Origin of the sequence: Streptomyces sp. NPDC096311 (assembly GCF_044763085.1) — a bacterium.
Taxonomy (GTDB): domain Bacteria; phylum Actinomycetota; class Actinomycetes; order Streptomycetales; family Streptomycetaceae; genus Streptomyces.
Genome location: NZ_JBIWFN010000025.1, coordinates 41,594 through 62,360, shown reverse-complemented (window position 1 = coordinate 62,360; position 20,767 = coordinate 41,594). Strand labels below are relative to the sequence as shown.

Annotated in this window: 21 protein-coding genes; 11 read left to right on the top strand and 10 right to left on the bottom strand. The window is 70.6% G+C overall.

Annotated features, from left to right (window positions below; genetic code table 11):
- Nucleotides 1–42: 42 nt before the first annotated feature.
- Together tuf and ACIRA5_RS44170 are read right to left on the bottom strand one after the other, a co-directional pair.
- On the bottom strand, nucleotides 43–1,236 hold the full coding sequence (gene tuf, locus ACIRA5_RS44175) for an elongation factor Tu (protein ID WP_403701446.1): 1,194 nt from the start codon (nucleotides 1,234–1,236) through the stop codon (nucleotides 43–45).
- 114 nt (nucleotides 1,237–1,350) lie between these two features.
- Entirely contained in the window at nucleotides 1,351–2,304 is a 954-nt protein-coding gene (locus ACIRA5_RS44170) for a ribose-phosphate pyrophosphokinase (RefSeq protein WP_266418006.1), read from the bottom strand.
- Between the two features lie 247 nt (nucleotides 2,305–2,551).
- Here ACIRA5_RS44170 and otr(A) point away from each other — a divergent pair, with 247 nt between their 5' ends.
- The 3 genes from otr(A) to ACIRA5_RS44155 all read left to right on the top strand — a co-directional run bounded on the left by otr(A) (nucleotide 2,552) and on the right by ACIRA5_RS44155 (nucleotide 5,992).
- Nucleotides 2,552–4,408, top strand: coding sequence for a tetracycline resistance ribosomal protection protein Otr(A) (otr(A), locus tag ACIRA5_RS44165; RefSeq protein ID WP_403701443.1), 1,857 nt, complete (start codon nucleotides 2,552–2,554; stop codon nucleotides 4,406–4,408).
- 185 nt (nucleotides 4,409–4,593) lie between these two features.
- Nucleotides 4,594–5,256: a DUF4230 domain-containing protein gene (locus tag ACIRA5_RS44160; protein ID WP_403701440.1), complete on the top strand. Its 663-nt coding sequence runs from the start codon at nucleotides 4,594–4,596 to the stop codon at nucleotides 5,254–5,256.
- Between the two features lie 154 nt (nucleotides 5,257–5,410).
- Nucleotides 5,411–5,992: a VanZ family protein gene (locus ACIRA5_RS44155; protein WP_403701437.1), complete on the top strand. Its 582-nt coding sequence runs from the start codon at nucleotides 5,411–5,413 to the stop codon at nucleotides 5,990–5,992.
- A 104-nt stretch (nucleotides 5,993–6,096) separates the two neighbouring features.
- On the opposite strand, the gene ACIRA5_RS44150 is transcribed toward ACIRA5_RS44155, so the two are convergent.
- The 4 genes from ACIRA5_RS44150 to ACIRA5_RS44135 all read right to left on the bottom strand — a co-directional run bounded on the left by ACIRA5_RS44150 (nucleotide 6,097) and on the right by ACIRA5_RS44135 (nucleotide 8,118).
- Nucleotides 6,097–6,474 carry a peptidase inhibitor family I36 protein gene (locus tag ACIRA5_RS44150; RefSeq protein WP_067360281.1) on the bottom strand — a complete coding sequence of 126 codons (378 nt, stop codon included), beginning with the start codon at nucleotides 6,472–6,474 and terminating at the stop codon, nucleotides 6,097–6,099.
- The gene (locus tag ACIRA5_RS44145; protein WP_403701434.1) at nucleotides 6,471–7,199 is read right to left on the bottom strand and encodes a hypothetical protein; all 729 of its coding nucleotides are present in this window, start codon (nucleotides 7,197–7,199) and stop codon (nucleotides 6,471–6,473) included. Before ACIRA5_RS44145 ends, ACIRA5_RS44150 begins: the two co-directional genes overlap by 4 nt.
- Nucleotides 7,200–7,202: 3 nt before the next feature.
- Nucleotides 7,203–7,589: a hypothetical protein gene (locus ACIRA5_RS44140; protein ID WP_403701431.1), complete on the bottom strand. Its 387-nt coding sequence runs from the start codon at nucleotides 7,587–7,589 to the stop codon at nucleotides 7,203–7,205.
- 265 nt (nucleotides 7,590–7,854) lie between these two features.
- Nucleotides 7,855–8,118: a hypothetical protein gene (locus tag ACIRA5_RS44135; protein ID WP_403701428.1), complete on the bottom strand. Its 264-nt coding sequence runs from the start codon at nucleotides 8,116–8,118 to the stop codon at nucleotides 7,855–7,857.
- A 137-nt stretch (nucleotides 8,119–8,255) separates the two neighbouring features.
- Here ACIRA5_RS44135 and ACIRA5_RS44130 point away from each other — a divergent pair, with 137 nt between their 5' ends.
- On the top strand, nucleotides 8,256–9,293 hold the full coding sequence (locus ACIRA5_RS44130; RefSeq protein WP_403701425.1) for a PHP domain-containing protein: 1,038 nt from the start codon (nucleotides 8,256–8,258) through the stop codon (nucleotides 9,291–9,293).
- Between the two features lie 444 nt (nucleotides 9,294–9,737).
- Nucleotides 9,738–10,697, top strand: a complete 960-nt coding sequence (locus tag ACIRA5_RS44125) for an SDR family NAD(P)-dependent oxidoreductase (protein ID WP_403701423.1) — start codon at nucleotides 9,738–9,740, stop codon at nucleotides 10,695–10,697.
- Between the two features lie 13 nt (nucleotides 10,698–10,710).
- Here the strand turns inward: ACIRA5_RS44125 and ACIRA5_RS44120 are convergent, their stop codons facing one another.
- The gene (locus tag ACIRA5_RS44120) at nucleotides 10,711–11,544 is read right to left on the bottom strand and encodes an alpha/beta fold hydrolase (protein ID WP_403701420.1); all 834 of its coding nucleotides are present in this window, start codon (nucleotides 11,542–11,544) and stop codon (nucleotides 10,711–10,713) included.
- Between the two features lie 104 nt (nucleotides 11,545–11,648).
- Nucleotides 11,649–12,014: a MerR family transcriptional regulator gene (locus ACIRA5_RS44115; protein WP_403701417.1), complete on the bottom strand. Its 366-nt coding sequence runs from the start codon at nucleotides 12,012–12,014 to the stop codon at nucleotides 11,649–11,651.
- Between the two features lie 91 nt (nucleotides 12,015–12,105).
- Between ACIRA5_RS44115 and ACIRA5_RS44110 the strand changes: the two genes are divergently transcribed.
- Both ACIRA5_RS44110 and ACIRA5_RS44105 read left to right on the top strand, forming a co-directional pair.
- Complete coding sequence (locus ACIRA5_RS44110) at nucleotides 12,106–12,549, top strand: hypothetical protein (protein WP_403701413.1); 444 nt, start codon at nucleotides 12,106–12,108, stop codon at nucleotides 12,547–12,549.
- Nucleotides 12,550–12,870: 321 nt separating this feature from the next.
- Nucleotides 12,871–13,422 (top strand): DUF3455 domain-containing protein, encoded by a 552-nt coding sequence (locus ACIRA5_RS44105; protein WP_403701410.1) that lies wholly within the window; start codon nucleotides 12,871–12,873, stop codon nucleotides 13,420–13,422.
- Nucleotides 13,423–13,528: 106 nt separating this feature from the next.
- Here ACIRA5_RS44105 and ACIRA5_RS44100 read toward each other — a convergent pair whose 3' ends face one another.
- Nucleotides 13,529–14,911, bottom strand: coding sequence for an ROK family protein (locus ACIRA5_RS44100; RefSeq protein ID WP_403701407.1), 1,383 nt, complete (start codon nucleotides 14,909–14,911; stop codon nucleotides 13,529–13,531).
- A gap of 169 nt (nucleotides 14,912–15,080) precedes the next feature.
- Here ACIRA5_RS44100 and ACIRA5_RS44095 point away from each other — a divergent pair, with 169 nt between their 5' ends.
- The 4 genes from ACIRA5_RS44095 to ACIRA5_RS44080 are packed head-to-tail and all read left to right on the top strand — an operon-like array spanning nucleotide 15,081 to nucleotide 19,687.
- Nucleotides 15,081–16,397: an ABC transporter substrate-binding protein gene (locus tag ACIRA5_RS44095; protein WP_403701404.1), complete on the top strand. Its 1,317-nt coding sequence runs from the start codon at nucleotides 15,081–15,083 to the stop codon at nucleotides 16,395–16,397.
- 14 nt (nucleotides 16,398–16,411) lie between these two features.
- Nucleotides 16,412–17,413: a carbohydrate ABC transporter permease gene (locus ACIRA5_RS44090; RefSeq protein WP_403701401.1), complete on the top strand. Its 1,002-nt coding sequence runs from the start codon at nucleotides 16,412–16,414 to the stop codon at nucleotides 17,411–17,413.
- A complete protein-coding gene (locus ACIRA5_RS44085; RefSeq protein ID WP_403701398.1) occupies nucleotides 17,406–18,299 on the top strand; it encodes a carbohydrate ABC transporter permease in 894 nt (297 codons plus the stop codon). Before ACIRA5_RS44090 ends, ACIRA5_RS44085 begins: the two co-directional genes overlap by 8 nt.
- 29 nt (nucleotides 18,300–18,328) lie before the next feature.
- On the top strand, nucleotides 18,329–19,687 hold the full coding sequence (locus tag ACIRA5_RS44080; RefSeq protein ID WP_403701395.1) for a GH1 family beta-glucosidase: 1,359 nt from the start codon (nucleotides 18,329–18,331) through the stop codon (nucleotides 19,685–19,687).
- A gap of 79 nt (nucleotides 19,688–19,766) precedes the next feature.
- Here ACIRA5_RS44080 and ACIRA5_RS44075 read toward each other — a convergent pair whose 3' ends face one another.
- Nucleotides 19,767–20,750, bottom strand: coding sequence for a phosphotransferase family protein (locus tag ACIRA5_RS44075; protein WP_403701392.1), 984 nt, complete (start codon nucleotides 20,748–20,750; stop codon nucleotides 19,767–19,769).
- Nucleotides 20,751–20,767: the final 17 nt, after the last annotated feature.

Sequence of the window (20,767 nt, the reverse complement as noted above, 5' to 3'; positions counted from 1 at the left end):
CCTGCCGACCGGACCGTGTGACCTCGGCCGGTTCCCCCTCGCTCACTTCAGGATCTTGGTCACCTGCCCCGCCCCTACCGTCCTGCCGCCCTCCCGGATGGCGAACTTCAGGCCTTCCTCCATGGCGATGGGCTGGATGAGCTGCACGTTCATGGTGGTGTTGTCACCCGGCATGACCATCTCCGTGCCCCTGGGAAGAGTCACGACACCCGTCACGTCCGTCGTGCGGAAGTAGAACTGCGGCCGGTAGTTGTCGAAGAAGGGCGTGTGCCGTCCGCCCTCGTCCTTCGACAGGATGTACGCCCGCGCCTCGAACTGCGTGTGCGGGGTGACCGAACCCGGCCTGATCACGACCTGCCCCCGCTCCACGTCGTCGCGCCTGACCCCGCGCAGCAGCAGGCCGACGTTCTCCCCCGCCCGGCCCTCGTCGAGGAGTTTGCGGAACATCTCGATGCCCGTGACGGTCGTCCTCGTCTTCTGCTCGTGGATGCCGATGATCTCGACCTCGTTGTGGACCTTCAGCACCCCGCGCTCGATCCGGCCGGTGACGACCGTGCCGCGACCCGTGATGGTGAAGACGTCCTCGATCGGCATCAGGAAGGGCCGGTCGACGTCCCGGACCGGCTCGGGCACGAACTCGTCGACGGCCGCGAGCAGTTCGAGAACGGAGGCACTCCACTTCGGGTCGCCCTCCAGCGCCTTGAGCGCGGAGACCTGGACGACCGGAACGTCGTCGCCGGGGAACTCGTACTCGGTGAGCAGCTCACGCACCTCGAGCTCGACGAGTTCCAGGATCTCCTCGTCGTCGACCATGTCCGTCTTGTTGAGGGCGACGACGATGTACGGGACGCCGACCTGCCGGGCGAGCAGCACATGTTCCTTGGTCTGCGGCATCGGCCCGTCCGTCGCCGCGACCACCAGGATCGCGCCGTCCATCTGCGCGGCCCCGGTGATCATGTTCTTGATGTAGTCGGCGTGCCCCGGACAGTCGACGTGCGCGTAGTGTCGGGCTTCCGTCTGGTACTCGACATGAGCGATCGAGATGGTGATGCCGCGCTGGCGTTCCTCCGGCGCCTTGTCGATCTGGTCGAACGGCGTGAAGGGGTTCAGGTCGGGAAACCGGTCGTGCAGAACCTTCGTCACGGCCGCCGTGAGTGTCGTCTTCCCGTGGTCGATGTGCCCGATGGTGCCGATGTTGACATGCGGCTTGGTCCGCTCGAACTTCGCCTTCGCCACTGCGAGCCCTCCTGATCGCCTGGGTGACGCCGAGCGTTGCTGCGCCGCTTCCTGGCGGGGGGCCGAGCGAGGTACCGAACGCTGAACGAGGTCAGGAAGGGTCGCCCTTCCTGTTTATTCGCTCGGGGGCGCGTCGAACAGGGCGCTGACGGACTCACCGTTGTGAATGCGGCGCACGGCCTCGGCGAGCGCCGGGGCGATGGACAGGATCCGCAGCTTCTCGGTGTGCTCCTCGTCCGGCACCGGCACGGTGTTGGTGCACACGATCTCCAGGACGTCCTCCTGTTCGCTCAGCCGCTTGAGCGCGCCTGCCGCGAACAGCCCGTGGGTGCAGGCGACCCGGATGGACCGCGGCCCCAACTCCCGCAGCCGCTCCAGGAGTTCGAGGACGGTACTGCCTTTGGCGATCTCGTCGTCGAGGACGATGACATCGCGCCCGGTGATCTCACCGATGACGGAGCTGATGCTCACCCGGTCGTCGGCGAACCGCTGCTTGGCACCGGCCGCCACCTGGGCGCCGATCAGCCGGGCGAAGGCCGCGGCCTCCTTGGCGTTGCCCAGGTCCGGCGACACGACCGTCGTACGCGACAGATCGTGACCGCGGAAGTGCGCGGCGAGCTCCCGCAGGGCATGCAGATGGTCGACCGGCACCGAGAAGAACCCGTGGACCTGCGGGGAGTGCAGCGTCATCGCGAGGACGCGGCTGGCCCCGGCCGCCACCAGCAGGTCGGCGACCAGCCGACCGCCCATGGAGATCCGCGGCATGTCCTTCTTGTCCGAACGGGCATACGAATAATGAGGCATGACCACGGTGATCCGCCCTGCGGAGGCACCACGCGCCGCGTCGCACATCATCAGCAGTTCGACGAGGTGCTCCTGCACGGGGGTGACCAGCGGTTGCACGAGGAACACATCGCGCTCGCGACAGTTGGCCTGGAGCTGGACCTCCAGGCAGTCGTTGGCGAACCGGCTGACCCGGGTCGGGCTGAGGGGCACGCCGAGATGGGCGCAGACCTCTGCCGCCAGCTCGGGATGGGCACTACCGCTGAACACGGCGATGTCACGCACGACCGCTCCTCGCAAGATCGATCCGGGTGCGCCGCCGGTTGGCATGATCGACCCGGGATGCGTGCCTCATGCTACTGGGCCCAGCCCAGGTACTCCCACCGGGGGAAATTCGGTTGCGCACGGTCACGGGGCATACGCCAGGATGGTCCCGCCAGCGCCCCCCACCCATGGGAGAACGACATGCGCCGATTCCTCGGAACTTCTCAGCGCCCCCACCGGACGACTGTTCCCGAGGACTCGACCACGCATGGACACTCTGAACATCGGCATTCTGGCCCACGTCGACGCGGGTAAGACCAGCCTCACCGAGCGGCTGCTCTTCGACGCCGGCGCCATCGACCGGCTCGGCAGCGTCGACGCCGGTGACACCCGCACGGACGACGGGGAGATCGAGCGCCGGCGCGGGATCACCATCCGCTCGGCCGTCGCCGCCTTCACCGCCGGCGACGTCCAGATCAACCTCATCGACACCCCCGGGCACGCCGACTTCATCGCCGAGGTCGAGCGCGCCCTGGAGGTCCTCGACGGCGCCGTGCTGCTCCTGTCCGCCGTGGAGGGCGTACAGGCACAGACACGCGTCCTGATGAAGACCCTGCGACGGCTCGGGCTGCCCACCCTGATCTTCGTCAACAAGATCGACCGGGCGGGTGCGCGGGAGGCGGGACTCCTCGACGACATCCGGCGCCGCCTCACGCCGTACGTCGTCCCGCTCGTCGGTGTGCGCGGCCTCGGCACCGCGCGTGCCCGTCTCGTCCCGCGTCCGCTGGACGAGACGGCGGCCGGCACACTCGCGGAGGTGGACACGGACGTCCTCGCCGCGGTCGTGGACGGCCCCGCGCCGACCCCGGACGACCTGGCGGCCGCGCTCGTCGCGCGCACCGCCGGCGGCTCCCTCCACCCGGTCTTCTTCGGGTCCGCCCTGGGTGGGCAAGGGGTCACCGAGCTGGTCGAGGGGCTGAGCCGGCTCGTCCCGCGCCCGACGGCCTCCGACTCCGCCGAGCCACGGGGCACGGTCTTCGCCGTGCGCCCCGGACCCGGCGGCGAGCGCACGGCGTATCTGCGGCTGTACGGCGGTGAAGTGACGCGTCGTCAGCGGCTCGTGTTCACCCGGCGCGAGGCCGACGGGCGCACCACACAGGTCCCTGGCCGGGCCCGGGAACTGGAGGTCGTGGGGCGGCCGGGGGCCGCCGCCCTGACCGCGGGCAACATCGCCGCGCTCCGGGGCGTCGCCGGCATCCGCGTCGGCGACCGGCTCGGTGAGGTCACCGACCGTGCGCCGCAGTTCGCGGCGCCGACCCTGGAGACCCTCGTCCGGGCCCGGCACCCCGACCAGGCGGCCCCGCTGCGCTCGGCCCTCCTCGCGCTGGCCGACCAGGACCCGCTGATGCACGCCAGGCCCGCCGCGTCCGGCAGCACCGCGCTCCTCCTCTACGGCGAGGTGCAGAAGGAGGTCCTGGCGGCCACGCTCGCCCAGGACTTCGGCATCGAGGCGGAGTTCGAGCCGAGCCGGGTGCGGTTCCTGGAACGGCCGGACGGCACCGGCGAGGCCTGCGAGGAGATCCAGCGGCACGGGCACGCCGGATTCTGGGCCACGGTCGGGCTGCGGATCGAGCCCGGACCGCACGGTTCCGGCGGCGTCTTCACGTACGAGACCGAGCTCGGCGCCCTGCCCCGGGCCTTCCACCAGGCGATCGAGGACACGGTCCACGCGACCCTGCTCTCCGGTCGGCACGGCCGTCCTGTCACCGACTACCGGGTGACGCTCGTCCGTTCCGGATTCGTCGCGCCGCTCAGCACGGCCGCCGACTTCCGCGGCCTCACCCCGGTCGTGCTGCGCCGCGCGCTGGAGCGGGCGGGGACGCGGGTGTACGAGCCGTACCACGCCTTCGAGGTGGAGCTCCCGCTCGATGCGCTGGCCCCGGTCACGGCTCGGCTCGCCGCGCACGGCGCACGGTTCGGGGAGACGACCGGCGGCCGGACCTGCTGGCTCGTCACCGGCGAGCTGCCGGCCCGGCAGGTACGGGAGGTCGAGCTGCGACTGCCGGGGCTCACCCACGGCGAAGGGGTCTGGTGGTCCCGCCCGTCGGGGGACCGCCGCGTGTAGTGCGGCGGATGCGGTACGGCCGCCGGACGCGGCGCTCATGCGGCGTACGGCGATGTGCGGTGACCGGTGCCGCCGGAGTGGACGCGCTCCCGCCCGCGCTCCCCGTCAGCGACGTCAATCCGCCAACAGGGCGGCCTAGTAGGTGATTTGGGGGGCATCCGGTGAGCAGGAAGGAGGACCGTCGAATGACGACGTCCATCAAGCGCCTGCCCAAGCGCATGCCCGCGTGGGCCAAGGCGATCACTGCCGTCGTGCTGGTGCTCGTGGTGCTGTTCGCCGGGCTGCGCCTGGCCGTTCTGCCTGGGCTGCGCGACCTGTTCGGCACCCAGACGCACGACCGCTCCGGACCAGCCCTCCTCAAGTCGATCCAGGACATGAGCCGTTACGACGCAGCCTCGGGCAACTTCCAGGTGGTGGTGGACCTGGAGAAGGATGCCAAGTACCTGCCCGACGCGATCCGCGGCACCCGCACGCTGTACGTGGGGGCCGGCACGGTCGAGGCGTATGTCGACCTCGGTTCGCTCGCCAAGAAGGACGTGACGGTCGACGCCGACCGCACCACGGCCACCCTGCGGTTGCCGCACGCGTTCCTCGGCAAGCCCGCACTCGACCCCAGCCGTTCGTACGCGGTCTCCAAACAGCGTGGTCTGCTCGACCGGCTCGGCGACTTCTTCTCCGACAACCCGGACAGCGAACAGGCCGTGCAGAAGCTCGCGGTCAAGCACATCGGCGACGCGGCGAAGGACAGCGAGCTCACCAAGCGGGCCGAGGCGAACACCACCGGCATGCTCGACGGCCTGCTGCGCTCCCTCGGCTTCAAGGAGGTGAGCGTGAGCTACGGCGCCTGAGCCGGGCCGCACTCGGGCGAGGGTCCGGTGGGGCGAGGCCGTCGCCCCACCGGACCCGGAGAAGACCCTTCCGTAACACGACGGGCTCGGCATCGAAGGGCGCTTCGCGGGTAACCGCCCTTACCTGCAGAACAGTTGAAACCGGGAGAATCGAATGGTCCGTACGGCGTCACTCATGAGCACCCTGCGCACCACCGGTACAGCGAAATCCGGTCGACGGTCATCGGTACCCGCGCAGGAGCGCAAGGCGCTCCCGCTGCCCGTGCGGCTGCTCGTGATGCTGCTGGCCTTCGTGGCCATGGTGGCGTTCGCGGTCGCGCTGGCCCGCCTGACGCTGGAGCCGTCACCGGCGTCGAAGGCGCTGATCCACACCAATCTGCACCCCGGCAGTTCTCTGCGGGCCTATCTCGACCAGCCGGCGCTGCGTGACGCCGTGAAGCAGATCGGCGGGAACGTCGTGCTCGGTGTGCCGTTCGGCGTGCTGGTGCCCGTGCTGATTCCCAAGGCCCGGGGGATCCTGCGCGTTCTGCTGCTCACCGCGGTGGTGATGCTGCTGGTCGAGTTGGTCCAGGGCACGCTGATCACCGGACGCGCCTTCGACATCGACGATGTCATCCTCAACACGTCCGGAGCGCTGGTGGGTTATCTGCTGCTGGGACGGCGGATCGGCCGGGCGGTGCATCCCAAGCGCCGTCGGCAGGGCCGGCGCAATCGGCGCGGGGCCCCGAAGGCATGAGGGGCCGCACGCCATGACCGTCCGCCCGCGGCCCCCACCGCGGGCGGACGGCGTTGATCGGCCGGAGTCGATCGACTGGGGGCGATCGACTGGGGGGCGGCCTCTCAGCAGCCCATGGACCAGGTGTGCGAGTCACCGCGGTCGTTCGCCACGGCGTTGTAGCCGACCTCCTCACCCGGTCCGAGACAGATGGTCATGGCGCCGCCCTGCCAGGCGTCCTCGTAGACCTTCACGTGGTCCTTGACGCCGGGGCCCGAGATGCCGTGGTTGGCCCAGGAGGAATCGGTGTCGGCGATCCAGCTCTCCCACCACCCGTCGTCCCCCGACCAGTTGGCCCGCTGGCCGTCGAAGTTGGCGTTCTCCCAGACGCAGAAGTTGCCGCTGGGACAGTCGGCCGCGCCGGAGGGGGTGGCCAGGGCGAGACCGCCGGTGAGGGCGAGCAGGGCCGCTGCGGCGGAGAGGGCGAGACGCTGGGTGATCACGAAGGGTCACTGCCTTTCTTCAGGGTTGCCTGGACGGTCCGCTCGGCGTACAGATCCGCCGCGCGGCGCAGTGCGCGGGTGCGCAGCTGCCGGTAGGTGGTCAGTTGTCCGTGCCGCTCGGCGCGGACCTGGGCCAGCAGGGCCGGTTCCAGCCGCGCCCGCAGCCGGGTGAGGCCGCTCTCACGTGCACAGCGCGTGGAGACGGCGGGGTCGGGGCGGCCGGGTCGGGCCCCGTGCGCCGGGGTGACACAGCGGGTCCAGCGGGCGGTCGCGGCGCGGTAGTCGGGGTCGCGCTTCATGCGCTGCTGAGCCTCGGCCCGCAGGTTGTTCACCACGACCCGAGTACGGAACCAGAGCCGCTGGTCGCCGTAGAGATCGCGCTCGGCAGCGGCGAGGCAGCCGTCCGTGTGTGCGGTGACGGTGTAGCCGGTGGCGAGGGTGACGGAGAGCTCGGGGTGGCCGCGGCCGAAGAGGGCGCCCTGCAGTCGGCGGTCCCGCGGGGCCGAGGCGCTGTGGTCCTGCGGGGCCGAGGCGTTCGGGAGGGTCAGTCCCTGCCGGGCCAGACAGCGGTCGACGAGCACCTGCTGGGCGGTGTCGATGAGGTCGTCGCGGTCGCGCTCGGTCCTGGGCAGCGGGGGCACGGCCCGCTGCGCCGTCGCCGTCGAGCACCCCGTCAACGCCAGCACCGCGAGCGCGACGGCGGCGAACGCGCGAAGGAGTCGCACGGGTCAGCCGACCTCGCACCCCATCATGGTGTCGGCGACGCCGTCGAGCCGGGCGCCCCAGGGCCAGTTGTCGGCCAGGTCGTGCGCCCGGATCAGCCGGGCGTAGCAGGTGCCGCGGCCCCAGTCGATGGCGTACACGGCGGTGTCGGCGTGGGACCTGAAGGATGCGGCCTTGTCGTGCAGGAACTCCGGGACGTCCGTATAGCCCGGTGGGCTGTAGCACCACGACGAGCCGTGCTGTCCGGCGGCGGTCCAGAAGCACACGTCTCCGGCCCGCGACGCGCCGTGCGTCGCCGCGCTCGCCGGTACGGCGGCGAGGAGGGCGGTCGAGGCCAGCAGACCGGTCGAGGCGAGGAGGGCGGCGGCGGGCACGGCGAAGCCACGGGGCATGACGACTCCCGAAGGGAAGAGGGGGCGCCGGGGCGGTCGCGATCACCCGGCAAGATCAACCGTGCCCTCGCGGGCATCGGCCCATGCCGGGTTCCCGCCCTTTGCTGATCTTTCCTGGGGTGCGGGGTCATTCCTCCCGCGACAGCTCACACCGGCGCGAACCCCGAGATCCGCGCGCTCCCCGCGCCTCGGCTCAGCTCAGCTGTCCGGCGCCGCGGCCTGATCCGCCGGACCGGCCCTGGCGCCTTGGTCCGCCGGACCGGCCCTAGTGCCCTGATCCGCCGGACCGGCCGTGGTGTGCCGCCCAGGTGAACTTGTCGCCGCCCACCCAGCGCACCACGTCCGGGTCGTCGAGATCGTGGATATGGATCCCCTGGGAGCCCGCGAACGTCAGGACATCGGTGATCGACTTCGCCTCGCCGACCATTTCCCCGTCGATCTCCACGATCCGAAACGGCGGGTCGCACGGCTGCACCCCGAGCACCATGACCCGCGGGTAGGAGATGTGGGGACTCGAGATTTCGGTCATGCCTAGAGCGTACTAGAACGTAGATCGATTCCCGCGAGCGGGTCCAGGCGAGTGACACTCCGCCGTGCGGGCCGACGGCGGCTGGGCAAGGCTTGAAGGGCTTGAAAGGGGCGAAAGGCTCACGGAAGGTGGTGCCGATGGATCCCGTCGAGGCCCTGGACCGGATCGCGTTCCTGCTGGAGCGCACCCAGGCCCCCACCTATCGCGTACGGGCCTTCCGCACCGCGGAGGCCGTGCTGGCCGCGCTGCCCGCCGGGGAGGTCGACCGGCGCCTCGCCGCCGGAACCCTGGAGTCGCTGAAGGGCATCGGACCGAAGACGGCGCAGGTCGTGCGCGAGGCGGTGGCCGGTCAGCCGCCCGGCTATCTGGAGACGCTGGAACAGGAGGCCGCGGGCCCCCTCGCCGAGGGCGGTGAACACCTGCGGGCGCTGCTGCGCGGCGACTGCCATCTGCACTCCGACTGGTCGGACGGCGGCAGCCCGATCGAGAAGATGGGCCGGACCGCCGCGCGCCTCAGGCACGAGTGGGCGGTGCTCACGGACCACTCGCCGCGGCTGACCGTGGCACGGGGCCTGTCCCCCGAGCGGCTGCGCGAGCAGGTGGCGGTGGTGGCGGAGCTCAACCGCCGGTGGGCCCCCTTCAGGCTGCTCACCGGCATCGAGTGCGACATCCTCGACGACGGATCGCTCGACCAGGAGCCGGAGTTGCTGGAGTCGCTGGACGTCGTGGTGGTGTCGGTGCACTCCAAGCTGCGCATGGACGCCAGGTCGATGACCCGCCGTATGGTCACCGCCGTACGCAATCCGCTCGCGGACGTGCTCGGGCACTGCACCGGCCGGCTGCTCACCGAGCGGCGGCGGCCCGAGTCGGAGTTCGACGCGGACGCGGTCTTCGCCGCCTGCGCGGAGTCCGGTACCGCCGTGGAGATCAACTGCCGCCCGGAACGTCTCGACCCACCGCGCCCGCTTCTGCGCCGGGCGCTCGACGCGGGTGTGCTCTTCTCGATCGACACCGACGCGCACGCCCCCGGCCAGCTCGACTGGCAGATCCACGGCTGCGCGCGGGCCGAGGAGTGCGGGGTGCCCGCCGAGCGCGTGATCACGACCTGGAGCGAGGACGAGCTGCTGGCCTGGACCCGGTCGCGGACGGCGCCGACCCGTGTGACCAGCACCTGACGGGCGTAGGCTGGGCGGCGAGAGCAAAACCGCGCCCGAGCCCCCGGACGCCTGAAGTCGCACGGCGACCCGAGAACCGTCCGCCCCCCTGCCCCCTCCGGGTGACGCAGATCACCGCTCCTGCCCAGGTCACGCGGGAACACCCCTCGGTAGTTCCCCGTTAAACCAACCGTGGGTGCGGATGGGACAGTGTCCCCGGGCCTCACCTTTTGCCCACAGGGACGATCGTTCGGCTGAAGCCCTGTGGAGCCTCTCGCCGAGAGGTGACCGCCATCCGTGCCCACCACAGACGGCCCCGACCGAGATTCCCCCGTCCGGTCGGGGCCTTTCCATGTCCGGCGCCAGGCCCGGCCCGCCGTGCGCTGCCGCCCCGCCCTGCCGCCCCCGCCGTGGGCGGCTGCCTCCGCTTGACTTCGAGTGCTCTCCAATCCGTAGCGTCGGAACATGACCACTGCACAGCACAAGATCGGCTCGGGGTTCGGCGCCCACAGCACCGCCGACGACGTCCTCCAGGGCGTCGACCTGACCGGGAAGCTCGCGATCGTCACCGGCGGGTACTCGGGACTCGGTCTGGAGACCACCCGCGCGCTCACCAAGGCGGGCGCCCACGTCGTCGTTCCGGCGCGCCGCCCGGACGTGGCCCGGGAGGCGGTGAAGGGCATCGAGGGGGTCGAGGTGGACGAGCTCGACCTCGGCGACCTCGACAGAGTCCGCGCCTTCGCCGAACGCTTCCTCGCCTCCGGCCGCACCATCGACATCGTCATCGACAACGCCGGAATCATGGCCTGCCCGGAGACCCGCGTCGGTCCCGGCTGGGAGGCCCAGTTCGCGACCAACCATCTCGGCCACTTCGCGCTCGTGAACCGTCTGTGGCCCGCGATCGAGCCGGGCGGCGCACGGGTCGTCTCCGTCTCCTCGGGCGGTCACCACAACTCGGGGATCCGCTGGGACGACGTGCACTGGCGCACCGGCTACGACAAGTGGGAGGCGTACGGGCAGGCGAAGACCGCGAACGTCCTGTTCGCCGTCCACCTCGACCGGCTCGGCCGGGAGTCCGGCGTACGGGCCTTCGCCCTCCATCCCGGCGGCATCCTCACCCCGCTGCAGCGTCACCTCGCCAAGGAGGAGATGGTGGAGCGCGGCTGGATCGACGAGGACGGCAACCCGCTGAACCCGTCCGGCTTCAAGTCGCCCCAGGAGGGTGCGGCGACCCAGGTGTGGGCCGCGACCTCACCCCAGTTGGCCGGCCTCGGCGGGGTGTACTGCGAGGACTGCGACATCGCCGAGGTCGCTTCGGCCGGCGGCGAGCGCACCGGCGTACGGGACTACGCGATCGACCCCGAGCAGGCCGCGCGGCTGTGGACGCTGTCGGCGGAGCTGACCGGGGTGAACGCGTTCGCGTGACGCGCCCGGGGCGTCAGCCTCGGGCCGTGAACTCCCACAGATCCGCGAGGAGTTGTTCCGCGTGCGTGGCGAAGAGGCCGTGGCCCGCGTTCTCGTAGACCTTGAGTGTGCCGTTGGGGAGCAGTTCGGCCGCCCGGCGGCCGGTCAGGTCCAGCGGCGCCGACGTGTCGTGGGTGCCGTGCACGACCAGTGCGGGCAGGTCGAGCTTGGCCAGTTCGGGGGCGACGTTCAGGGTGGCCGCGAGGTCCCCCAACGCCGCCCCGCCGCGCGCGGTGGCGCCATGACAGCGGTCGATCATGGACTGTACATAGGCCGGGGAGAGTTCGTTCCCGGGGAGGTCGAGGGCGAAGAACGAGCGGGCCCCGTCCACGAAGAAGGCGGCCCGGTCGCGGCGGAAGACCTCGTTGCCTGCCTCGACGACGCCCGGGTCGACGCCCTCCGGATGGTCCGCGGACCGGACGGCCCCGGGCGCCATGCCCGCGACGAGTGCCACCCTCGCCACCCGCTCGACGCCGTGCCGGGTCAGGCAGCGTACGACTTCCGCGGTGCCGATGGAGTGCCCGACCAGTGTCACCCCGGACAGGTCGAGGTGGCGCAGCAGCCCGTCGACGTCGTCGGCCAGAGTGTCGAGGTCGAACCCGCCCCACACGTCGTCGGACCGGCCGTGGCCGCGCCGGTCGAAGCCGACGCACCGGTAGCCCTCCTCGGCGAGCGGCAGCATCTGGTACTCCCACATCTCCGTGCCGAAGTAGGCGCTGTTGACGAACACGATGACCTGCCCGGTGGCGGGACCGTAGTCGACGAAGTGTAGTCGGGTGCCATCGACGGGGCTCTCGAAGTACGGCATGGGATACCTCCCGGAATCCGGTGGCTGGACGAGTGGGTACGTCCTTCATGGTTCCGGAGGGCCGGGGCGGGGTCGATTACCCCCGAGGTCATGTCACCTCGTGGTCAGCGAGGTCGGCCGATGGCCCGCAACGGGCATCCGGTGTCGACGCGCGTGGCGAGTTCGGTCCGCAGGGTGGCGAGTTCGGCCATGCGGGCGTCGATGACCTGGATCTTCTGCTCGAACAGCACGGACAGCGCTGCCGCGGAGTCCGGCGCCTCCCGCAACTCCTCGCCGTGCCGCGCGATCTCCGCGAGCGAGAATCCCAGCGTCTGCGCGGTGCGGACGTAGTGCAACCAGGGCACCACCTCGGGCGGGAAGTCGCGATAGCCGTTGGCCAGCCGCCGCCCCGTGACGAGGCCGACCTTCTCGTAGAACCGAATGGTGTCTCTGCTCATGCCCGCCCGCGCGGCGAGCTCTCCGATACGCATGTCCCTCCATCGGACGGCGGGCTTGACCTTGGACCGTACTCCACTGTTTAGCGTGAGGCGTCGCTGTCCCGAGACCAGTTGGAGCCTCATCGTGATCCGGACCCTCGCCCCCGAACGCCCCGCCTATCTTCGCGCCGTACGGGCAAGCGCCTGGTACGACCTCGTCGTCACGGCGGGCTTCGCGACGCCCTGGACGTACGCGCTGGTGCACGATGCGCTGTCGTCGTCGGGCAACGCGCTCGGGCTGGGAGCCCTGCCCGAACTCGACCCGGTGCAGACCCTGTACGCGAATCTGATGGGCTCGGTCGTGGTGGTCTGGGCCGTCCTGCGCATCGTCCGGCCGCTGCCGGTGCACGGACTGCTCGACGGCATCGCGCGCACGCTGTTCGCGGCGTGGCAGGCGTACGCGCTGGCCCACGGTGCCCTGCGGCTGCTGTGGCTGTTCTTCGGCGTCGAGGTGGTGTTCGGCCTCGTCCAGCTGGTGCCGTGGTGGCGGAACCGGAACACGAACCCGTTGGCCGTCGAACGCCCCTAGTACGCGGCGGCGTGCCCTGCCACGTGCCCCATAGACCCTCGTCGAGCCGAAACCCCTGCGGCGAGACTCCCTACTCGTGAGGCGTGCTGATCCCCACCGGGAAATCCTGGCCGGCCCAGGGCCCCGGCGTCATCGCGCCGCGCGCTCGACTCCGCGGCCGGATCCGTCAGGACGCCGGGGCTGTCACCCGGTCCATCACGGCCGAAGAACGCCGAAGAACGCCGAAGAACAGGGCGTGGCCGTGTGCGCACCGACGACAGCCCGCCCAGCCACCGCGGTGCCACTCGACCTCGTTCAGAAAACGTTCTGGAGACAAACCCGATGAAGCTCGCCAAGCGTCTCATCCTCACCACGACGGCTGTCGCCGCCGTGACCGCCGGCACGCTGTTCGGCGCGACGGTCGGGCAGGCCGCGACCTCGCAGCCCGCCCGCACCGGCGTCGACGCTCCCGCCGCACTGAAGGTCCCCGACGGCAACCGGCTCACCGGCGTCTTCTCCGCCGCAGGCGTCCAGACCTACACCTGCGCCGACGGCGCCTGGAAGCTGCTGGAACCCGCCGCCACGCTGTGGGCCAGGAACGACCGCTCCCGCCGCCCCCTCGCCCTCCACTCCCGCGGCCCCGTCTGGGTGTCCACGGTGGACGGCAGCGCGGTCAACGCCGCCGCCATCGCCAACTCCCCCAAGACCGGCACCATCCCCGAGCTCCTCCTGCAGTCCACCGCCACGCGCGGCACCGGGGTCTTCGCCGGCGTCTCCTACGTCCAGCGCCTCGACACCCACGGGGGCGTCGCACCCACCACCGCCTGCACCGGTACCGACCAGATCAGCGTCCGTTACTCCGCCACCTACGCCTTCTACAAGCCCGCCAAGTGATGCGGTAAGGAGTGACGGCAGGGGCCCTCCGGACGATCTCGAGGGTCCCTGCCCTGCTGCGGGCAGGCAGGGCGACTGCCGTGCGTCGTGAACCCCCGGCTGCTGGTCAGTGCGGGGCGCGCTCCTCCAGGGCGGTGCGCCAGGCCGGGGAGGGACTCTCGCTCACCGGCTCGGCGCGTCGGCCGCCCCGCGCGAAGAAGTCGGCGAGCGGCAGGATCGCGGCGCCGACGGTGACCGCGTCCGGGCCGAGCCGGCCGAGGTCGATGGAGACGCGCTCGGCCGGATAGCGCAGGGCGTACGAGGCCGCGTACCGGCGGACGGCGGGCAGAAAGCGGGTACCGAGCTGGAGGCCCGCCCAGCCGCCGATCAGGATCCTCTCGGGCTGGAAGAGGTTGATCAGGTCGGACAGGCCCGCGCCCAGGTACTCGGCGGTCTCCTCCAGGACGGCGAGCGCGACGAGGTCGGGCTCGACACCCTCCTCGGCCGGGTAGGCCGCGGTGAGCATCGCGGTGAGCGCGGTCTCCTCGTCGGTTCCCTCGGGCGGGCGCCCGCCCTCCTCGCGCCAGCGGTCGAGAAGCGCCTCCGCGCCCGCGTACGCCTCCAGGCAGCCCAGGGCACCGCACCGGCAGCGGCGCCCCCTGACCCGTACCGTCAGGTGGCCCCACTCCACCGAGCGGCCGTGCTCCACGTCCTCGGTGACCAGACAGGCCCCGACGCCCGAGCCGAAGAGGACGACGACCGCGTTGCGCGCGCCGCGTCCGGCGCCGAACCACATCTCGGCCTGGCCCAGGGTCCGGGCGCCGTTGTCCGCGAAGTACGGGACGGTGTCGGGGAGTTGGCAGGCTGAACGGAGCAGGGACTCCAGCGGAACGGCGTCCCAGCCGATCGTCTGACCGTGCACCACCGCACCCTCCTCGGGCGTGCGGGCGACGATTCCCGGGACGCCGATACCGACGCCGAGCAGTCGCTCGGGAGCGATGCCCGCCTGGTCCAAAACCTCGGCGACGCCGTCCCGGATGTGCCCGACGATGACATCGACGTCGTACTCCCGACGCTTCGACGACGGGCCGCCGCCCGGCGACGGGGCCTCCCCCTGAGCCTGTCCGTCGCCCTGCGACGCCCAGTCACCCTCGTACCCCTGCCGCTCCAGCGGCCGCTCCGTGCGGGCGAGTTCGGTGAGGGTCAGGTCGAAGAGTTCGACGCGGACGCGGGTTTCGCCGACGTCGACGCCGATCATGTGGCCGCTGCCGGGTACGACCCGCAGCAAGGTGCGCGGGCGGCCGCCGTCGGAGTCGACGCTGCCGGCCTCCTCGACCAGACCGTCCGCGACGAGTTCAGCGACCACGTTGCTGATGGAACCGGAACTCAGGCCGGTGGCCGGGCCCAGCTCGAAGCGGCTCAAGGGGCCGTCGAAATACAACCGTTGCAGCACGGCAGTGCGATTGCCGCGCCGCAGGTCACGCACTGTTCGCCCGTTCCGCACCGCCATGAGAATCCCTTCCGGCCCGCCCGACCTGCAAGATACCCCTGCGCGATCCCTTGACGCGACTTTCTTCCGGGTCTTAACTCACGTCCTAAATTAAGACATGAGGGTCGTTCGAGAAGTGAACGCGGGCGCCTCTCGTGGCTCTCCCTCCGGGAAAGGGACATACGCAGCCATGCGCAGAATCCGAGCCGCGGCCGCCGGTGCGGTCACCGTCTCCCTGCTGACCGCCGTGACCGCCTGTGGTGGCGGCTCGTCGACGGGCGGTGGATCCAACGACTCGCCGAAGACGCTCACCTACTGGGCCTCCAACCAGGGCGCCAGCATCGAGGTCGACAAGAAGGTCCTCCAGCCCGAACTCGACAAGTTCGAGAAGCAGTCCGGGATCAAGGTGAAGGTGGAGGTCGTCCCCTGGTCGGACCTGCTGAACCGGATTCTCACCGCGACCACGTCGGGCCAGGGCCCCGACGTCCTGAACATCGGCAACACCTGGAGCGCCTCGTTGCAGGCCACCGGCGCGCTGCTGCCGTGGGACGCGAGCAACTTCGCCAAGATCGGCGGCAAGGACCGCTTCGTCGACTCGGCGCTCGGCTCGACGGGCGCGCAGGGCAAGGACCCGGCCGCGGTCCCGCTGTACTCGATGGCGTACGCGCTCTACTACAACAAGAAGATGTTCGCCGACGCGGGGCTGGCGACGCCGCCGGCCACCTGGGACGAGCTGGTCGCCGACGGCAAGAAGCTGTCCGGGGGCGGCAAGTGGGGCCTGGGGGCCGAGGGTTCGAACCCCTCGGAGAACATCCACCACGTCTTCGTCTTCGCCAAGCAGCACGGCGCCGACTTCTTCACCGCCGACGGCAAGCCGGACTTCACCTCGGACGGGACGGTCGCGGCGGTCAAGCAGTACATCGACCTGATGGCGAAGGACAAGGTCATCGCGCCCGGCAACGCCGAGTACGCGCAGAACCAGTCCGTGAGCGACTTCGCCAAGGGCAAGAACGCGATGCTGCTGTGGCAGTCGGCGTCCGCCAACCTCAAGTCGCAGGGCATGAGCGATGACGCGTACGGAATCGCCCCGGTCCCCGTGCAGTCCGGCACCCCGGGAACCGGCACCCACGTCAACTCGATGGTCGCGGGCATCAACCTGGCCGTCTTCAAGAACAGCCACAACCTCGACGGCGCCACCAAGTTCGTGAAGTTCATGACCAGCGACGCCGAGCAGAAGATCCTCAACACGGCGTACAGCTCGATCCCGCCGGTGAAGACGGCCCAGACGGACGCCACCTTCAACACCCCGGCGAACGCGGTCCTCAAGGACACCCTGGCCAAGAGCGCCGCCGCGCTTCCGCAGGTCGCCGACGAGTCCCAGTTCGAGACGACGATCGGTACGGCCGTCAAGGCGCTGTTCGCGGACGCGGCCGCCGGACGCGCGGTGACCACGGAGTCGGTGAAGGCGGAGCTCGAGAAGGCCCAGCAGCAGATGCCTGCGAAGTGAGCGCGGACTCCCTCATGACCACCACGACCGCCGCCTCCGCCGATTCCGGCGAACGGGCGGTGCCCAAGGACTCTCCCGGGGCGACGCGCGGGCCGCGCCGCCCCGGGCGGATCCGGCGCATCGCACTGCCCTATCTGATGCTCCTGCCCGCCCTGATCCTCGAACTCCTGGTCCACCTGGTGCCGATGGTGATCGGCATCTTCATGAGCTTCAAGGAGCTCACCCAGTTCTACATCCGCGACTGGGGCACCGCGCCCTGGTCCGGATTCGACAACTACAAGGTGTCGGTGGACTTCAGCGCGCCCGTCGGCAAGGCGCTGCTGCACTCGTTCCTCGTCACCGTCGGCTTCACTCTGCTGTCGGTGGGCCTGTGCTGGCTGATCGGCACGGCGGCCGCGATCTACATGCAGGACTCCTTCCGCGGCCGCGGTCTGCTGCGGGCGCTCTTCCTCGTCCCGTACGCGCTGCCCGTGTACGCGGCGGTCATCACCTGGGTGTTCATGTTCCAGCACGACAACGGCCTGGTGAACCACGTCCTGCACGACCAGCTGCACCTCACCGACAAGCCGTCCTTCTGGCTCATCGGCGACAACAGCTTCTACGCCCTGCTCACCGTGTCGGTGTGGAAGGGCTGGCCGTTCGCGTTCCTCATCGTCATGGCCGGCCTCCAGAACATCCCCGGGGAGCTGTACGAGGCCGCCGCCCTCGACGGCGCCGGTCTGTGGCAGCAGCTGCGCCGCATCACCCTGCCGTCACTGCGCCCGGTCAACCAGGTGCTGGTGCTGGTGCTGTTCCTGTGGACGTTCAACGACTTCAACACGCCGTTCGTCCTGTTCGGCAGGACCGCTCCGGAGGCCGCGGACCTCATCTCGGTGCACATCTACCAGGCCTCGTTCGTCACCTGGAACTTCGGCACCGGATCCGCGATGTCGGTCCTGCTGTTGCTCTTCCTGCTCGTCGTGACGGGCGTCTACCTGCTGCTGACCTCCCGAGGAAGGAAGACGGCCGATGTCTAGCACCGCGCAGACGGCGTCCCGCGCCTCGAAGGCGCCCCGCTCGCCAATGGCTCCCCCGCCGTCCTTCCTCTGGTCCCGCAGGATCTTCCTCACCCTGCTCACCGGCTTCGTCCTGGTACCGGTGTACGTCATGGTCTCCAGCTCGCTGAAGCCGCTCGCGGACGTCTCGGGGAAGTTCCGCTGGCTGCCGAGCGGGCTGACGATCCGCCCGTACATCGACATCTGGTCGACGGTCCCGCTGGCGAGGTACTTCGTGAACTCGCTGATCGTGGCAGGCGCGGCAACGGTCTGCTCGGTGGTGATCGCGGTCTTCGCGGCGTACGCGGTGAGCCGCTACAGCTTCCGCGGCAAGCGCGTCTTCACGGTGACCGTGCTCTCGACGCAGATGTTCCCCGGCATCCTCTTCCTCCTCCCGCTCTTCCTTCTCTACGTCAACATCGGCAACGCCACGGGCATCGCACTGTTCGGCTCGCGCGGCGGCCTGATCCTCACGTATCTCACTTTCTCCCTGCCGTTCTCGATCTGGATGCTGATCGGGTACTTCGACTCGGTGCCGCGCGATCTGGACGAGGCGGCGCTCGTGGACGGCTGCGGACCGCTCGGCGCGCTGCTGCGGGTGGTCGTGCCCGCCGCGATCCCCGGCATCGTCGCCGTCGCCGTCTATGCCTTCATGACCGCTTGGGGTGAGGTGCTGTTCGCGTCGGTGATGACCAACGACACCACGCGCACGCTCGCCGTCGGGCTCCAGGGCTACTCCACGCTCAACAACGTGTACTGGAACCAGATCATGGCCGCCTCGCTCGTGGTGAGCGTCCCGGTGGTCGCCGGGTTCCTGCTGCTCCAGCGCTACCTCGTCGCCGGCCTGACGGCCGGAGCCGTCAAGTGACCGACTCCCCATCCCCTGAAGGGACTTCCGTGACCATCGACCTTGCCGCACTCCCCGAGGACTTCCTGTGGGGCACGGCCACGTCGGCCTACCAGATCGAGGGAGCCGTCGCCGAGGACGGCCGCTCGCCGTCCATCTGGGACACGTTCTCGCACACACCGGGCAAGATCGACAACGGCGACCACGGTGACATCGCCTGCGACCACTACCACCGCTGGCGCGAGGACATCGCGCTCATGCGCCAACTGGGCACCAACGCCTACCGGTTGTCCATCGCCTGGCCACGTGTGGTGCCGGGCGGCGACGGCCCGGTCAACGCGAAGGGGCTCGACTTCTACGACCAGTTGACCGACGCCCTGCTGGAGGCGGGCATCACCCCCTCCGTCACCCTCTACCACTGGGACCTGCCGCAGGTGCTCCAGGACCGCGGCGGGTGGGCCGCACGCGACACGGCATACCACTTCGCCTCGTACGCGGCGGTCGTCGCGGAGCGTCTGGGCGACCGCGTCCACCACTGGACGACGCTGAACGAGCCGCTGTGCTCGGCCTGGATCGGCCATCTGGAGGGCCGGATGGCTCCCGGCCTCGCGGATCTGGCGGTCGCGGTCCGCGCCTCGTACCACCTGCTCCTGGGCCACGGCCTGGCCGTGCAGGCCGTCCGCGCCGCCGCACCGGGCGCCCAGGTGGGCATCGTCAACAACCTCTCCAGCATCGAGGCCGCCACCGACCGCCCCGAGGGCGTCGCGGCGGCCCGCCGACTGGACGGACACACCAACCGCTGGTGGCTGGACCCGGTACACGGCCGCGGGTTCCCCGCGGACATGCGTGAGGTCTACGGCGTCGAACTCCCGGAAGTGTCGGGCGACTTGGAGACCATCGCACAGCCCCTGGACTGGCTGGGCCTCAACTACTACTTCCCGTCCACGGTCGCCGACGACCCCTCAGGCCCCGCGCCGCGCGTGCGCACGGTGCGCCGCCTGGGCGTTCCCCGCACCGGCATGGACTGGGAGGTCGACGCCTCCGGCATCGAGCGCCTGCTGCTGCGCCTCACCGACGACTACGGCGCCCGCAAGCTGTACGTCACCGAGAACGGCTCCGCCTATCCCGACGTCGTGCGCCCCGACGGCACCGTCGACGACCCCGAGCGCACGCGGTACCTGGAGCAGCATCTCGCCGCCTGTGCCGCGGCGGCCGGCAAGGGCGTCCCCCTCGCCGGATACTTCGCCTGGTCGCTGCTCGACAACTTCGAGTGGGCCTATGGCTACGACAAGCGCTTCGGCCTCGTGCACGTCGACTACGAGACCCAGCGGCGCACGGTGAAGGGGAGCGGACACCGGTACGCGGACATCATCCGGGCCCACGGGGAGCGCGGGCGCAGCGCGGCCTGACGTACGCCCCGGCCTTCGCGCTGGACGCGCGTGACACCCCGACCGGAGTACGCGTCCAGCCGAAGGCGAGGGTGCGAGGTCATCCGTTCGACCGGTCGGCGCCACGCCGACCGATGTCGTCCAGGGCCGCCACGAGCTGCGGAGCCACCGCCTCGCGGGTCCAGGCGGCATGGTCGTCGCCCACGGCGCGGGGCACGGTCTCGATGAGCATGATCAGGTAGAGGTAGCTGCGGTAGAGGGCGAGGCGCCGACGGGCCGCGGTGTCGAAGTCGGGGCGGCCTCCCGCGTTCTGATAGCTGGTCAGGAAGGCGGAGTCCTGCTCGATGTCGCCGAGGAGTGCGAGGGAGACGAAGTCCGCCAGGGGGTCGCCCCAGAACATGCGCTCGCCGTCGATGAGGCCACCGATCCGGGGTGTGCCGTCCGAGCGGTCCACGAGGATGTTGCCCCGCCACAGGTCGAAGTGGACCAGGCGGGGGTCGGTGACCTCGTCCAGGGCGTCGTACGCCCCCTTCGCGGTGCGAGCCACCTCCTCCACGGGCCGGGGCAACCAGGCCCGGTAACGGCAGGCGTCGTCCAGGACGGCGTCGTACATGGTGGTGAAGGCGGTGCGCCAGTCGGGGGCGAGCGGGCCGAGGGCCCCGGAGGGGTAGCCGAAGGCGGGCCCGGTGACCTGGTGGAGCCGGGCCACGAGGACGCCCAGCTCCGTGCGCAGGTGGGTCTGTTCGGCACCGGTGACCGTGTCGTCCCATGCCTGGCCCGGGCAGGCCGTCATGAGGAGGTGACGGCCCCCGGTGGCCACGACGCGTGGCGCCGGTACGTCGACGGTGGCCGCCGACCGGTAGAACTCCGCCTCGGACACCAGGAGTTCGCGCTCATGGCGCATGCCCGGGGCGGTCTCAGGGGGCGGGACCTTCAGCACATGGCGGGTGCCGTCGGTGAGGAGGAGTTCCTCGACGGTGTTGTAGGTGCCGCCGTCGAGGGGACGGCAGCGGGCGAGGCGGTCCGGCGGCAGTCCGGCCGCCGCGAGGATCCGCCGCGCCCGCTCCCAGGAGTCCTCCGTCATGCGCCCCACCCGCCCCT